Below are 15,182 nucleotides of genomic sequence, written 5' to 3'. Positions count from 1 at the left end.
TGTGATCAGCTGCAGGCCGGCGCGTCGCTTCCGTCCGCGATCGCGGCCAGCGCGTCGATCGCGCCCTCGAGCGTCTCGACCTTCACGAGTTGCACGCCCTCGGGGGCGCCGCTCTGCGCCTCCGCGCAGTTCTCGGCGGGCACCAGGAAGACCGTCGCGCCGTCCTCCGACGCCGCGGTGAGCTTGTGGGTGATCCCGCCGATCGGCCCGACCATCCCGTCCGAGTCGATCGTGCCGGTACCGGCGACGTCCAGGCCACCGTTGAGCAGGCCCGGGCTGAGCTTGTCCACCACGGCCAGGCTGAACATCAGGCCGGCGGACGGGCCACCGATGTCGGCCAGGTTGAAGGTGACCTCGAAGGGCACCTCGGGGACCTCCTCGGTGGCGATGCCCAGGAAGCCCTTGTCCGGGTCGCCGGGCCGGGGACCGACCGGAACGTCGAACGACTCCTCGGCATCGCCGCGCAGGACGGTGATGCCCACCGACTCACCGGGCGGCACGTCGCCGACCGCGCGCTGCACCTGGCCGGCCGTGCGCATCTCCTCGCCGCCGACGGCGACGATCCGGTCGCCCGCCTCGAGCAACCCGGAAGCGGGAGCCTCCTGACCCACCTCCGCGATCCGCAGGGTCACCGGCAGGTCGAGATAGTGCAGGGCGGCCAGTTCGGCGGAGCGCTCCGACTGGGCGAACTGCGCCTGGTCGACGGCCTGCACCTCGTCCTTGCTGCGGTCGGGCGGATAGACCTGTTCGCGCGGCGCGACGCCGTAGCGACCGCTGATCCAGGCGGTGAAGGTCTGCGCGAGGGTGAGATTGTCGGTGACCCCGACGGTCGTCATGAACAGACTGCCCTCGGTCTCGTCCGCCTCGATCCCCTCGAGCGCGACGACCGGGGTGCCCTCGATCTCGCCGAGCGTGTCGAAGACGGGGCCCGGACCGAGCGCCACGTACGGCGCCCGGACGTTGAACGCCACGACCACGATGACGAGGATCGGGAGCACGAGCGCGAGCGGCAGGACGTAGCGACGATTCACCCGGCCAGGGTAACGGTCGCCCGACCGCCCCCTTCACACCACGACCGTGTCGTGTTCGCCATGAGCGTGACCACGATGCCGGTCCCCGCCCCGGCCGCCTTGTACCGTTGGATACATGAGCGACACGCCCTTCGGATTCTCGAATCCCGACGACGACCCCGACCGCAGGAAGGACGAGGGTTCCGGTAGCGGCGGCTCCGGTGGCGGCATCCCGTTCGGATTCGGACTCCCCGGCAGCGGCGGGGGCGACAACCCGTTCGGCGGTCAGGGCTTCGATCCCGCGCAGTTCGGTCAGATGCTCAGCCAGTTCGGTCAGATGCTCGCCGGCATGGGCAGCGCCATGGGTTCCGGCGGCGGCTCGGGCCCGGTCAACTACGACATCGCGACGAAGCTCGCACGCCAGCAGATCGGGTCCGTCGACCCGGTCCCGCCCCGCACCACCGACGCCGTGGCCGACGCCGCGCGCCTCGCGGAACTGTGGCTCGACGCGGCCACCACGCTGCCCGCGGGTGCGTCGAAGGTCGTGGCGTGGACGCCCGTCGACTGGCTCGACAACACCCTCGAGACGTGGAAGCGCCTGTGCGATCCGATCGCCGAGCAGGTCAACGGCATGATGCTGAACGGCCTGCCCGAGGAGGCCCGCGCGATGGCCGGGCCCATGCTCGGCATGTTCTCGCAGATGGGCGGGGTCGCCTTCGGCTCCCAGCTCGGCCAGGCCCTCGGCCAGCTGTCGAAGGAAGTGCTCACCTCCACCGACATCGGTCTTCCGCTCGGCCCGGAGGGCACCGCCGCCCTGCTGCCGGCCGCGGTCGAGAGCTTCGGTGAAGGACTCGAACAGCCCGCCCAGGAGGTGCTCGTCTTCCTCGCCGCACGCGAGGCCGCCCACCAGCGCCTCTACAGCCACGTGCCGTGGCTGCGTCAGCGGATGCTGGCGACCGTCGAGGAATACGCACGCGGCATCCGCATGGACATGTCGTCGATCGAGGATCTCGCGCAGGGACTCGACTCGTCGGCTCTCACCGACCCGTCCAAGCTCGAGGAGATCCTCAAGCAGGGTGCGTTCGAACCCCAGACCACCCCGGAGCAGAAGGCCGCCCTCGAACGGCTCGAGACGATGCTCGCGCTCGTCGAGGGCTGGGTCGAGACGGTCGTCGCCGACGCCCTCGGCGAGCGGCTCCCGGGCGCCTCGGCCCTGACCGAGACCCTGCGCCGTCGCCGCGCCACGGGCGGACCGGCGGAGCAGACCTTCGCCACGCTCGTCGGCCTCGAACTCCGGCCCCGGAAGGTGCGCGAGGCCGCCGCGCTGTGGCGACGCCTCACCACCGATGCCGGCACCGAGGCCCGCGACCACGTGTGGGCGCACCCCGACCTGCTGCCGGACTCGTCGGATCTCGACAACCCGGCAGCCTTCGTCGACCGTGTGATCGGCGGCGGCACCGGAGCCTTCGACGATCCGATCGCCCAGTTGCAGGCGACCATGGAACGCGAGCAGGCCGAACGCGATCGCGCCGCCGAGGAGGGATCCGACGAGGATCGTCCCGGGGACGACAGCACCTCCTAGAACGACCCGACAGAGGCACCCGCGCCTGTGGACAACTGCTCCTCGTGAGCCGTCCACGGGCGCGGGTGCTGTCAGTCTGTCTCCATGATCACCGCATCGCGCGAGACGACCACGAATCCTGCGCCGCCCGAGGCGGCGGTTCTCCGGGTCGATCCCGAACTGGCCGTGCTCGAACGGTCCGACGGCTCGATCCAGCTCGGTTGGGGTCCCGGCACCGCGACCGTCGTCCTGCCACCCGAAGGCATGGACAGCTTCGACCTCGGCGTTCTCGTCCGGCTGCTCGACGGCCGGCTCACCCTCGACGAGGTGCTCGACGCCGCGGCCGAGCGTGGGCTTCCGTCGGGACGGGTGCGCCAGGTGCTCGACGAGCTCACCGCCACGGGCGCGGTCCGGCAGGTCCCCTCGTCGCCGGTCGGTCCGGCGCGACCGCGGCGGGTGCGGGTCCACGGCTCGGGTCCGCTCGCCTCGGCGATCGTCGACGATCTCCCGGTGTGGGACGTGCGGTGGGTGCGCTCGTCGTCCGGTGACGAACCGCAGGGTCCGGCCGACTGCGTCGTCCTTGCCGACGGCCAGGTGCCCGACCCCCATCTCGTGAGCATGCTCGTACGGGTCGGGATCCCTCATCTCGCGGTGCGGATCAGGGACGGACGCGGCATCGTCGGGCCGTTCGTACTCCCCGGCCGGAGCAGTTGCCTGCGCTGCGCCGATCTCGTGCGGACCGATCTCGATCCGTCCTGGCCACGGCTGGCGAGTCAGCTGTACGGGCGGCAGGGCCACGCCGGCCGGGCGGTGACGTCGGCGACCGCGGCGATGGCCGTCGGCCAGATCGAGGCGTTCCTCTCCGCCGATCCGTCGGTGACTCCGGCGGTCGATCGCACGCTCGAACTGGACCTACGATCCCACCGCATCGTCACGCGTCGGTGGTTCCGTCATCCCCGGTGCGACTGCTCGGCCGTCGCTCGGGTCGGTCAGGCATGATGGGGGGCGTGCCAGACATCCCTCGCAGAAGCTCGTCCCGCACTGCCAAGCTCGCGAGCATTCCTCTGGGAATCGCCGGGCGCGCTGCCGTGGGTTTCGGTCGTCGGCTCGCCGGTGGAGATCGGGAGGAGATCGACGCCGAGATGACGGCGAAGGCCGCCGAACAGTTGTTCAGCGTGCTGGGCGAACTCAAGGGCGGCGCCATGAAGTTCGGCCAGGCCCTGAGCGTGATGGAAGCCGCCGTCCCGGAGGAGTTCGCCGAGCCGTATCGGGAGGCGCTCACCAAACTGCAGGCCGAGGCCCCTCCCCTGCCCGCCCGGGCCGTGCACCGCGTGCTCGACCAGCAACTCGGCACGAAGTGGCGCGAGCGCTTCGAGTCGTTCGACGACGTGCCCGTCGCGTCGGCCAGTATCGGCCAGGTGCATCGGGCCGTGTGGTCGGACGGACGCGAGGTCGCGGTGAAGGTCCAGTACCCGGGCGCCGACGAGGCACTGCGCGCCGACATGCGCACGCTGTCCCGGTTCGCCGGATTGTTCGCCACGATGATGCCGGGCGCCGATGTGCGTGCGCTGCTCGACGAGTTGTCCGCACGCACCGAGGAAGAACTCGACTACCGGATCGAGGCCGACAACCAGCGGGCCTTCGCCAAGGCCTTCGCCGGCGACGAGAAGTTCCTGATCCCGCGTGTCGTCGCGAGTGCACCGAAGGTCGTCGTGACCGAATGGCTTTCGGCCACTCCGCTGTCGGCGATCATCAGCGGTGGTACGCGGGAGCAGCGCAACCGGGCCGGTGCGCTGCTCGCGGAGTTCCACTTCTGCTCGCCCGCACGGGCCGGTCTGCTCCACAGCGACCCGCATCCGGGCAACTTCATGCTGCTCGACGACGGCCGTCTCGGGGTCATCGACTTCGGGGCCACGGCAGCGATGCCCGACGGCTTCCCGCCGGTGCTCGGACGGATGGTCCGGCTCGCCCTCGACGAGCGTTTCGACGAACTCACCCGGCTGCTCTACGACAACAAGTTCGTGCTGCCCGGCCGCACGGTCACCGACGAGGAGATCGCCGACTACCTCCGGCCGTTCACCGATCCGATCCACACCGAGTCGTTCCACTTCACCCGCGCATGGCTGCAGCGGGTGGCGGGCACGGCCACGGACTTCTCGAGTTCCACCTTCAAGACGGCCCGGACGCTGAACCTTCCGCCCGAGTACGTGAGTGTGTTCCGGGTACTGCTCGGTTCGGTCGGCATCTGCGCTCAGCTCGACGCCGAGGCACCGTACATGCGCATCCTCAGCGAATGGCTACCCGGCTTCGTCGAGGAGTGACGAAGCCGGGCAACCGTATTCACGCACAGACCAGTTCCTTGCGGGGTTCGGGCAGCGGATTCTTCCGAGGCCGGCCCCGCGGCCGCTTGCGGGCCACGACGACACCACGGTCGATGATCTCCCCGCCCCACACGCCCCAGGGTTCCTCCCGCTCGAGAGCGGCGTCGAGGCACCGGGCACGCACCGGGCAGCCCGCGCACAGCGTCTTGGCATACTCGAGATCGGCCGGGGTCTCGGCGAACCACAGGTCGGGGTCGTTGTCGTGGCACGGCAGGGTGTCGCGGTCGCGGTCGTCGCGTGACACCGCGAAAGTGTCGCTGCGCGACAGGATGTCGGTACGACGCATCTCGTCTCCTTCCGTTCGGTTCGACAGGCTCGACGGGTATTCGCTCGGCACGTGAGCTCCTTCGTTGGTTCGGTGGAATGCGATGCGAACCCGGCCGGAGAACGAGAAAGGCCACGGTCCGCTGGGCGGGGTCCGTGGCCTGGAGGAGACGAAGGTCTACCGGGAGATACTTCCCGATCGACTTCCGACCACGGACGAGACGGCGGCGGCGTACACACGTCGGCGTGCACGCGGCGCGGCTACCACTGCGGCAGCCACAGGTGTGGCGGCGGTACCAGCCACAGGTGTGGCGGCGGTACGAGCCACAGGTGTGGCGATGCGAGTGGTAGCGGCGGCCACAGCGACACGAGGGGCCGCTGTCGCTGCAAGAGCATCGAAGCCGAGCATCGGGGCCACCTCACTTTCTCGTCGCGCACGGGCCGTCTCCCGTGACATCGTCATCCAGCCTAGATTCGTGGACACGATCGGCACAAGTTATTTTCTACCTGCGGTTTCGTGCCGCGTTCTTCGTCCCGGCACTACAGTCGGAGGGCATGTCCCTCGCGACCACGAGATTCCTGCCCGTCCTCGACTGCCCGGATCCGCGCGCGCTCGCCGACTTCTACCGCCGGTTGCTCGGATGGACGATCACCAACGAGCGAGAAGACTGGGTCGAACTCGCCCGTGACGACTCGACGGCCATCGCGTTCCAGCGCGATCCCGACTTCACGCCGCGGCACTGGCCCGCCGACGGTGTGCACGCCCATCTCGACTTCCACGTACCCGACCTCGACGAGGCCGAACGTCTCGTCCTCGGGCTCGACGCGCTGCGCGCCGACGACGGCTCGAACAAGACCACCTTCCGGGTGTTCCGCGATCCGGCCGGGCACTACTTCTGCCTGTGCGCCGAGTGATCCCCGCCGGGTAGTCCTCAGAGGTCGAGAGTGTCGACGGTGCGCTGGAGGTCGAGAGTGTCGACGGTGCCCTAGAGGTCGAGAGTGTCGACGGTGCCCTAGAGGTCGAGAGTGTCGACGGCGCGCTCCCCTCGCACGAGGGCGAGCACGTCGGCGCCGTACTGCTCGAGCTTCTTCGCCCCGATCCCCGGGATGGCGACCAACGCACGATCGTCGCGCGGCTGCTGTTCGGCGATCGCGACGAGGGTGTTGTCGCTGAAGACGACGTAGGCCGGAACCTTCATCTCCTTCGAGCGTTCCCGGCGCCATTCCTTGAGCGCGACGAGCAGGTTCTCGTCGAGATCGGACGGGCAACCCTCGCAGCGGCCGAGCATGGTCGAGGTGGTGCCCATGAGCGGCTTGCCGCAGACACGGCACTGCGGGCGCTTCTTCCGCGGGGAGGCCCGTTCGGCGATCTTCGAGGCAGGTGAACTGTCGGGGATGAGCCCGTGCAGGAAGCGGGAGCGTCGCCGCGACCGGCGACCGCCCGCCGTGCGGGACAACGCCCACGACAGTTGCAGGTGCACGCGGGCACGGGTAACGCCGACGTAGAGCAGCCGCCGTTCCTCCTCGATGCCGGCCTCGTCGGGTGGGGTGTCCTTGTCGCCGGTGACGTGGGTGATCGGCAGGGTGCCGTCGGTGAGTCCGACGAGGAAGACCGCGTCCCATTCGAGGCCCTTCGCCGCGTGCAGCGACGCGAGCGTGACCCCCTGGACGGTCGGTGGCTGGCGCGCTTCGGCACGGGCCGCGAGATCGCGCAGCAGACCCTGCAGATCGAGGTCGGGTTCGTGCTCGAGCAGTTCCTCGGTGAGCTGCACGAGCGCGACGAGCGACGCCCAGCGCTCGCGTGCCTGCGCGCCCACCGGTTCGGTGTCGGTCAGGCCGAGCGGCACCAGGGTGGCCCGGACGAGGCTGAGCAGCCCGGCACCGCGACCGGCGTCCTCCGGCAGGTCGTCACGCGTACCCACCTGGCGCAGCGCGTTGACCGCCTGCCGGACCTCCGCGCGGTTGAAGAAGCCTTCGCCGCCGCGCACCTGGTACGGGATTCCTGCCTGCGTGAACGCCTGCTCGTAGGCCTCGGACTGGGCGTTGATGCGGTAGAGCACCGCGATCTCGGCCGCCGGGACCCCCTTGCCCATCAGCTTCGCGACGGCCTTGGCGACCGCCTGGGCTTCGGCGGGTTCGTCGTCGAACTCGGCGAAGGTGGGCTCCGGCCCGGACGGACGCTGACCGACGAGCTTGAGCCGGGTGCCGGCGATGCGGCCCCGCGCCGCACCGATCACGCGGTTGGCGAGGTCGACCACCTCCGGGGTGGAGCGGTAGTCGCGTTCGAGGCGCACGACCGTGGCGTCGGGGAACCGGCGCGAGAAGTCGAGCAGGTGCTTCGGGGTGGCGCCGGTGAACGAATAGATGGTCTGGTTGGCGTCGCCGACCACCGTGAGATCGTCGCGCTCGCCGAGCCATGCGTCGAGCACGCGCTGCTGCAGCGGCGTGACGTCCTGGTACTCGTCGACGACGAAGCAGCGGTAGCGGTCGCGGAACTCCTCGGCCACCGCGAGGTTGTCCTCGAGGGCCGCGGCGGTGTGCAGCAGCAGGTCGTCGAAGTCGAGATACATCCCGTCGCCCGACCGGGTCTTGAGCTGCTCGTACGTCTCGTAGACACGCGCGACCCGCTCGGGATCGGCCGGTGGGGTGCGGTGGGCGCGGGCGGCCGCGGCCGGATAGTCCTCGGGTGCGACGAGCGTGCCCTTGGACCATTCGATCTCCGACAGCAGGTCGCGCACGGTGTCGGTGTCGGTCGGGAAGCCGCACCGGTGCGCCGCCTGCGAGACGGCCGCGAACTTGCGGTCGAGCAGTTGCCACGGCGTGTCGCCGACGACCTGCGGCCAGAAGTACCGCAGCTGCCGCAACGCCGCGGCGTGGAAGGTGCGGGCCTGCACCTGCGTGCCGTCGCCGCCGATACCCAGGGCGCGCAGGCGTGAGCGCATCTCCCCTGCCGCGCGGGCGGTGAAGGTGACGGCGAGGACCTGACTCGCGGAGACGTGACCGGCGGAGACGAGGTGGGCGATGCGGCGCGTGATGGTGCGGGTCTTGCCGGTGCCGGCACCGGCGAGCACGCAGACCGGCCCGCGTGGGGCGAGTACCGCTGCTGCCTGCTCGGGGTCGAGACCGTCCACCACATCCGCACACATGGCCTCCATCATGACAGCGACCGCCGACAGCGCAGCCCACCGGTGACCTCGCCCGCTGTGGTGAGGACCACAGCCCACCCCGGTCGCGGAACATGTTCGACGGCTGTGATGTTCTCGAAGACATGACGACCACCGACGCACCCGCCCTGACCGTCTACTCCACCACCTGGTGCGGTTACTGCAGGCGGCTGAAGACCCAGCTCGACCAGAACGGCATCGCGTACACCGAGATCGACATCGAGTCGGATCCGGCAGCCGCGGAGTTCGTCGGCAGCGTCAACAACGGCAACCACGTGGTGCCCACCGTCAAGTTCGCCGACGGCAGCACCGCCACCAACCCGTCGCTCGCCGAGGTCCAGCGCGCTCTGGGTCTGTAGTTCCTGCTCGTTCGGAAAGGCCGGTCGCGTCCGTCGCGGCCGGCCTCTCTCGTGCCCGGGCTTCTACTCCGGGCCTTCTACTCCTTGGCCCAGCCTTCGAGCATCCCGCGCGCGATGGAGATCGAGCCGGGCAGCAGCAGCGGGGCGTCCTCGGCGGAGGCCCAGTCACCCGTCGCCAGCGCCGCACGGACCTCGTCGCGGGTGAACCACCGCGCCTCGGTGATCTCCCCGTCGCGGAAGTCCAGCGCCTGCTCGGGATCGGCGATGGCCGCGAATCCCAGCATGAGCGACCGAGGGAACGGCCAGGGCTGACTGCCGAGATACCGCACGTCGCGCACCTCGACACCGACCTCTTCGCGGATCTCCCGCACCACGCACGATTCGAGCGACTCACCGGCTTCCACGAAGCCCGCGAGAACGGAGAAGCGCCGCTCGGGCCACACCGGCTGGCGGGCGAGCAGCACCCGGTCGTGTCCGTCGTGCACGAGGCAGATGATCGCCGGGTCGGTGCGGGGGAACTCCTCGTGCCCGGTCTCGGTGCTGATCCGGGACCAACCGGACATCGTCGGGCGGGTGGGCGAGCCGTCGACCGCGCTGTAGCCGGCGTTGTCGTGCCAGTTCAGCAACGCGACCGCGCTGACCATCAGGTCGGCGTCGGCATCGTCGAGACGCTCGCCGACGCGCCGCAGATCGGCCACCGTGCCCGTCTGCGCCAGGACGCGGGTCGCCCAGACGTGGTGTCCGTCGCGGATACCCAGGAAGATCGCGCCCTCGACCGGTTCGGGGCCGAGTTCGGACGCCTCACCGAGCACGAGCGCGCTGTCGGAGACGCGGACCTGGTTACGCCGGTCGACCCGCAGAAGTTTCGCGTCGGCCCAGCCGGCGCGCAGGGCGTCCTCGTCCTTACGCAGTTCCTCCGCCCGGTCGACGACGGTACGTGAGAGCAGCGGGGTACCCGACAGAGCGAAACCGGTCACATCAGCACCCTAGCCACGCATGGCGCCCGGCGGCGAACCCACCAGGCGGATGTAGAGCAGTTTGTCGTTCGCTTCGAGCGCGTCGACCTCGGGCGAACCGATCCGCCACATCCGCCCGTCCCGGACGACGGCGAGAACGATGTCCTTGAGATGCCGCGGGGATCCCCCGACCTCGCTGGGGTCGACGTCGCGTTCGGCGATGGCGAATCCCGCCTCCGGGGTGAGCAGGTCCTCGATCATCTCGACGACGTTCGGCGTGGTCGTGGCGATACCGAGCAGGCGACCCGCCGTCTCCGACGAGATGACCACCGAGTCGGCTCCCGACTGACGCAGCAGGTGGGTGTTCTCCGACTCGCGGATCGCGGCGACGATCTTCGCGCGCGGAGCGATCTCGCGGGCGCTGAGGGTCACGAGTACCGCGGTGTCGTCTCGGTTCGCGGCGACGATCACGGCGGCTGCGTGCTGCACTCCGGCGAGGCGGAGCACATCGGATTTCGTCGCCGAACCCTGGACCGTCACGAGTCCCTGCCCTGCGGCGGACTCGAGAACGACCGGATCGGTGTCGACGACGACGATCTCGGACGGCGGGACTCCGTCGCCGAGCATCGCGTCGACCGCGGTACGGCCCTTGGTACCGAAGCCGATGACGACGGTGTGATTACGCACGCGGCGCCTCCAACGCTGGATCTTGAATGCTTGCCGGGAACTCTCGGTCAGTGCAGAGAGCGTGGTACCGACCAGCACGATGAGGAAGAACACCCGCAGTGGAGTGATCACCAGGATGTTGATCAGTCTCGCTTGGGGGGTGAAGGGGGTGATGTCGCCGTAACCGGTGGTCGAGAGCGACACGGTGGCGTAGTAGATGCAGTCGAGCAGCGACAGTTCGCTGCCCTGCGAGTCGCGGTAGCCGTCGCGGTCGAGGTAGACCACGAGAACCGCGAGGATCAGCGCAGCGAAGGCGTAGCCGATGCGACGCGCGATCGCGAAGCCGGGACTCGTCTGCTCCTGCGGTACGCGCAGCACACCGACGAGCGCGAAGTCGGGGCGCTCGGTGAGCTGATCGGAGCGGCTGAACCGCGCACGCAACCTCCCGGGCATCGCGGTGTCCCACCTTCCTGCTGTCGACCTGCGCCGGAGACCGCCCTCCGCCGTCGCGGCACCGGGCGGACCGCCTCGATACCGGATCGCAGCCTACCGCCGCGCGCTAGTCTGGCACGCATGTCCACGAAAGCGTCGCAGCGCTCTGCGATCCGGCTGGCAAGTCTCCTCCTCGGCGTGGGGGTCCTGCACTTCGTGCGACCGGAACCGTTCGACGGCATCGTGCCCCGCGCCCTGCCGGGCGATGCCCGTACCTACACCTACGCCTCGGGGGTCGCGGAGATCGCCGTCGCCGGCGCGCTCGCCGTGCCCCGCACCCGGCGCCTCGGCGGTTCCCTGGCCGCGGCGCTGTTCCTGGCGGTCTTCCCCGCCAACGTGCAGATGGCCGTGACGTGGCTGCGCAGCCCGAAGATCTCCCCCGCCGCCAAGGCGGTGTCGCTTGCCCGGCTTCCGCTGCAGATCCCGCTCGTCACCGAGGCGCTGAAGGTCCGCCGCACCTCCTCCCGCTGAGCTACCCACACGCGGTGATTGAGGTCACATCGAGCGGGTATGCGTCGGTATGGACACCGCACGTGGTCTGAAGGTGGTCGTCGTCGGCGCGACCGGAAACCTGGGAACCGGGATCGTCGAGGCGCTCGGGCGCGAACCCGACGTCGCCGAGATCGTCGGCGTCGCGCGACGACCGGCGGAGTGGACGTCCCCCAAGGCGACGTTCACGGTCGCCGACACCACCACCGACGACTTCCGCCCGATCGTGCGGGGCGCCGACGCGGTGATCCACCTGTCGTGGCTGTTCCAGCCCACGCACCGCCCAGAGGTGACCTGGGAGAACAATGTGCTCGGCGCGATCTCGGTCTTCGAGGCGGCGGCCGCGGAGAAGGTTCCCGCGCTGATCTACTCGTCGTCGGTCGCGGCCTATTCGCCCGGAAGCTCGACGGATCGCGTCACCGAGGACTGGCCCACACACGGGTGGCCGGGTGCCGCCTATCCCCGCGAGAAGTCGTATCTGGAACGTTTTCTCGACACCCTCGAACTGCAGGCGCCGGAGACACGCGTCGTGCGGATGCGCCCCTACTTCATCTTCAAACGCGAATCTGCGACCTCGCAGCGACGCCTGTTCGTCGGCCCCCTGCTCCCGGGGAACTTGCTGCGCAGCGGATTGCTCCCCGTGATGCCGTTGGTCGAGGATCTGCGTGCCCAGGTACTGCACACGAGCGACGTGGCCGACGCCTTCGTCCGTGCGACGGTCCGGCCCGTCCGCGGCGCGTTCAACCTCGCCACGGAACCACCCGTGGACGGCGCGTTCCTGGCAGAGATGTTCTCCGCCAGAAAGATTCCGGTGCCGCGCGCGGCACTCCGCGAGGCCGTGCGGGCGGCCTGGCACGCGCATCTCGTCCCGGCCTCGCCCGGCCTGCTCGACACCGTGCTGCAACTTCCGCTGCTCGACAGCACCCGCGCCCGCACCGAACTGGGCTGGGAACCGCAGTATTCGCCGCCCGAGATCCTCGAGGAATTCCTGTCGGGCCTCCGAGAGGGAGCCGGGATGCCCACCGCTCCCCTGGCACCCGACACCGCCGGCCGCCGGGCACACGAGGTGGCCACCGGCGTGGGGCAGCGCCCCTGAGGCCGCATCACTCGCCGTCGGCACGCCCTCGCAGATTCCCCGCCTCGAGCACGAGGCGTTCGAGCATCGCCGCATTCGGCAGTTCCTCGGGGGCGACGGTGCGTCCGGTGCGGACGTAGTGGAAGGCCGCTCGGACCTTGTGCAACGGCAGTTCGGCCGGCCGGCCGGTGAGCCGCTCGGTCCGCGCCGCCATCAACTGGGCCCAGGCGAGCCGGTACGCGGCGAGCTGCACACCCACCGCGGCGAGCTTCTCACCTTCCGGTTCGGCGCCGGTCTTCCAGTCGATGACCGTCCAGCCGCCGTCCGGATCCTCGAAGACGGCGTCGATGCGGCCGCGGATCACGGTGCCGCCCAGGGCCGTTTCGAACGGCACCTCGACCTCGACGGGGTTGCGCGACGCCCATTTCGATCGCAGGAACGCCTCCTGGAGCCGGTCGAAGTGCGAATCGTCGCCGTCCTCGTCGTCGGCACCGGGAAGCTCGTCGAGGTCGAGCAGGCGTGTCGCGCCGAATCTGCGCTCGAGCCACGCGTGGAAGGCGGTGCCGCGACGCGCGAGCGGATTGGGCCGGAACGGCAACGGACGACGCAGACGGGCAGCGAGAGCGTCGGGATCGGTGGCGAGATCGACGAGCTGACTGACGGACAGCTGGGCGGGCAGCACCACCTCGGCGCTCTGCTCGGCGCGCTGTTCGCGTTCGGCCAGAAGCGCATCCACGTCGGTGGCCCACTCGTCGGGATCGTCGTCGTACTCGGTCGGGAGGTCGGTCCGGTCGAACTCGGCGAGGACCAGTGCCGCACCGCGTTCGACCTCGGTGCGCCGCGCACCGAGCGGGTCGCGCGGCCACAGTGCGCTGCGCGGTGACGCCGTGAGCGGGTTCTCCTCCTCCGGTTCGGGTTCCGGAGCCCAGTGGTCGACCGCACCGAGTTCGGGCCGGGCCGTGACGATCTCGTGCAGTTCCCCGAGGAACGGCGAGGGCCCCTTCGGTTCGGATCCGGTGTCGGCCCAGTGGTGGGCGGAAACGAACAGTGCTCGTTCGGTGCGGGTGAGAGCGACGTAGAACAACCGGCGGTCCTCGTCGAGCTTGCGGCGTTTGAGCGCGTCCTTGTGGGCGTCGATGGCCCGCTCGAGCATCTTGCGGTCGGAGACGTCGTCGAGGTCGAGCACGGGCACACCGTCGGTGCTGCCCGGATCGTCGTCGGGCAGCACCCGGTCGCCCCGCAGATGCGGGGGCAGTTCGGTCGTCGAGCCGAGCCAGGTCGCGGCGACCGTGGACGACGGGAATACCCCGGCGGCGACGTGTGGGACGGCGACGACCTCCCATTCGAGACCCTTCGCCGAGTGAACGGTGAGGACCTGCACCCGGTCGGGGTCGACCTCCACCTCACCGGGCGCGAGCCCCTGTTCGATCTCCTCCGCCGCCGCGAGGTAGGACAGCAGACCGGGCAGGGTCGCGTTGGTCCGTCCCGCATAGGACGCGACGACGGAGGCGAAGGCGTCGAGATGTTCGCGGCCGGCGACACCGCGTCGGCTGCCCACGCGGGCCTCGGTCTCGATGCCGATACCGAGAACACGCTCGACCTCGGCGACGAGTTCGGTGAGCGGCTGGCCGAGCCGCTCGCGCAGGGAGGTCAGTTCGCGGCCGAGCGCGACGATGCGCGCGTAGCCGAACTCCGAATAGCGGCTGCTGTCGCCGGGATCGGAGATCGCATCCGCGAGACCGGCCTGGTCGGCGTACTCACCGGGCAGTGCCGAATCGAGGGCGTCCTCGAGCGCGTCGGGATCGGTCACCGCACCGGCGACACCCCAACGCCCGGCGATGGCCAGTTCCTGGGCGCGTTCCCACAGTGCCTTCAGGTCGGCGGCACCGAGCTGCCAGCGCGCGCCGGTGAGCACCCGCACGGCCGCGCTCCCGGCCAGCGGATCGGCCGCGAGACGCAGCATCGCGAGCACGTCGGCGACCTCCGGCGTGTGCAGCAACCCGCCGATGCCGACGACCTCGACCGGAAGGTCGCGGGCGCGCAGCGCCTCGGCGATCGGCGCGGCGTCGGCGTTGCGTCGGACGAGGACCGCAGCGGTCGGCGGTGTGCGTCCGGCCTCGCGGGCGGCGGCGTACTCGGCGGCGATCCGGTCGGCGACCCAGTCCCGTTCGACCGCGACGTCGGAGTGCAGCGCGAGGCGGACGTCACCGGCGGTCGCGTCGGGGCGGGGACGCAACCGGCTGACCGACACCCCGCGATCGCGCAGAGGTTCGGACGAGACATTCGCCAGTTCGAGGGCCTGCGGCGGATTGCGCCAGCTGGTGAGCAGTTCGCGAGTGGGTGCCGGTTCGCCGTCGGCCGCCGGGAAGTCGGTCGCGAACCGCGGCAGGTTGGCGGCCGACGCGCCGCGCCAGCCGTAGATGGACTGCATGGGATCGCCGACCGCGGTGACCGCGAGACCGGGATCGGCGCCCCCGCCGAACAGGGCGGCGAGCAGCACGCGCTGGGCGTGCCCGGTGTCCTGGTACTCGTCGAGCAGCACGGCCCGGAATCGTTCCCGCTCACCGGCTCCCACCTCGCGGTGATCGCGGGCGACCCGCGCGGCCAGCGACATCTGGCTGCCGAAGTCGAGGGCACCTTCGCGACGCAGTGTCTCGGACAGCCGTTCGACGAGCGGAAGCAACTGCAACCGCGCGTGCTGGGTCTCGAGGTAACCGAGCAGCTGTCTCTTATACACATCTCCGAGCCCACGAGACCGTCTCCTA

Annotated in this window: 12 protein-coding genes; 7 read left to right on the top strand and 5 right to left on the bottom strand. The window is 70.2% G+C overall.

Annotated elements, in window-relative coordinates:
- Positions 1–5: 5 nt before the first annotated feature.
- Entirely contained in the window at positions 6–1,031 is a 1,026-nt protein-coding gene (locus tag B9C99_RS22470; protein WP_088899411.1) for a PDZ domain-containing protein, read from the bottom strand.
- 115 nt (positions 1,032–1,146) lie between these two features.
- Between B9C99_RS22470 and B9C99_RS22465 the strand changes: the two genes are divergently transcribed.
- From B9C99_RS22465 to B9C99_RS22455, 3 genes are all read left to right on the top strand, one after another.
- Positions 1,147–2,592, top strand: coding sequence for a zinc-dependent metalloprotease (locus B9C99_RS22465; protein ID WP_088899410.1), 1,446 nt, complete (start codon positions 1,147–1,149; stop codon positions 2,590–2,592).
- Positions 2,593–2,676: 84 nt separating this feature from the next.
- Positions 2,677–3,570: a hypothetical protein gene (locus tag B9C99_RS22460; protein WP_088899409.1), complete on the top strand. Its 894-nt coding sequence runs from the start codon at positions 2,677–2,679 to the stop codon at positions 3,568–3,570.
- The gene (locus B9C99_RS22455; RefSeq protein WP_088899421.1) at positions 3,567–4,892 is read left to right on the top strand and encodes an AarF/UbiB family protein; all 1,326 of its coding nucleotides are present in this window, start codon (positions 3,567–3,569) and stop codon (positions 4,890–4,892) included. The genes B9C99_RS22460 and B9C99_RS22455 overlap by 4 nt, the downstream gene beginning before the upstream one ends.
- Before the next feature lie 19 nt (positions 4,893–4,911).
- On the opposite strand, the gene B9C99_RS22450 is transcribed toward B9C99_RS22455, so the two are convergent.
- A complete protein-coding gene (locus tag B9C99_RS22450) occupies positions 4,912–5,238 on the bottom strand; it encodes a WhiB family transcriptional regulator (protein WP_051033099.1) in 327 nt (108 codons plus the stop codon).
- A gap of 533 nt (positions 5,239–5,771) precedes the next feature.
- Between B9C99_RS22450 and B9C99_RS22445 the strand changes: the two genes are divergently transcribed.
- Positions 5,772–6,131 (top strand): VOC family protein, encoded by a 360-nt coding sequence (locus tag B9C99_RS22445; RefSeq protein ID WP_016693349.1) that lies wholly within the window; start codon positions 5,772–5,774, stop codon positions 6,129–6,131.
- A gap of 98 nt (positions 6,132–6,229) precedes the next feature.
- Here the strand turns inward: B9C99_RS22445 and B9C99_RS22440 are convergent, their stop codons facing one another.
- The gene (locus tag B9C99_RS22440; protein WP_088899408.1) at positions 6,230–8,374 is read right to left on the bottom strand and encodes an ATP-dependent DNA helicase UvrD2; all 2,145 of its coding nucleotides are present in this window, start codon (positions 8,372–8,374) and stop codon (positions 6,230–6,232) included.
- A 110-nt stretch (positions 8,375–8,484) separates the two neighbouring features.
- Between B9C99_RS22440 and B9C99_RS22435 the strand changes: the two genes are divergently transcribed.
- Entirely contained in the window at positions 8,485–8,739 is a 255-nt protein-coding gene (locus tag B9C99_RS22435) for a mycoredoxin (RefSeq protein WP_016693351.1), read from the top strand.
- Positions 8,740–8,816: 77 nt separating this feature from the next.
- Here B9C99_RS22435 and nudC read toward each other — a convergent pair whose 3' ends face one another.
- Both nudC and B9C99_RS22425 read right to left on the bottom strand, forming a co-directional pair.
- Positions 8,817–9,716 (bottom strand): NAD(+) diphosphatase, encoded by a 900-nt coding sequence (gene nudC / locus B9C99_RS22430; RefSeq protein WP_088899407.1) that lies wholly within the window; start codon positions 9,714–9,716, stop codon positions 8,817–8,819.
- Positions 9,717–9,725: 9 nt separating this feature from the next.
- The gene (locus B9C99_RS22425) at positions 9,726–10,814 is read right to left on the bottom strand and encodes a TrkA family potassium uptake protein (protein WP_026061388.1); all 1,089 of its coding nucleotides are present in this window, start codon (positions 10,812–10,814) and stop codon (positions 9,726–9,728) included.
- 120 nt (positions 10,815–10,934) lie between these two features.
- Between B9C99_RS22425 and B9C99_RS22420 the strand changes: the two genes are divergently transcribed.
- Complete coding sequence (locus B9C99_RS22420; protein WP_088899406.1) at positions 10,935–11,324, top strand: hypothetical protein; 390 nt, start codon at positions 10,935–10,937, stop codon at positions 11,322–11,324.
- A 49-nt stretch (positions 11,325–11,373) separates the two neighbouring features.
- Positions 11,374–12,438 carry an NAD-dependent epimerase/dehydratase family protein gene (locus tag B9C99_RS22415; RefSeq protein WP_088899405.1) on the top strand — a complete coding sequence of 355 codons (1,065 nt, stop codon included), beginning with the start codon at positions 11,374–11,376 and terminating at the stop codon, positions 12,436–12,438.
- The last annotated feature ends 2,744 nt before the right edge of the window (positions 12,439–15,182 follow it).

This window comes from Rhodococcus sp. BUPNP1, assembly GCF_002215235.1.
In the GTDB taxonomy this organism is placed as follows: Bacteria; Actinomycetota; Actinomycetes; order Mycobacteriales; family Mycobacteriaceae; genus Rhodococcus.
This window is presented reverse-complemented; position numbering and strand designations above follow the sequence as displayed.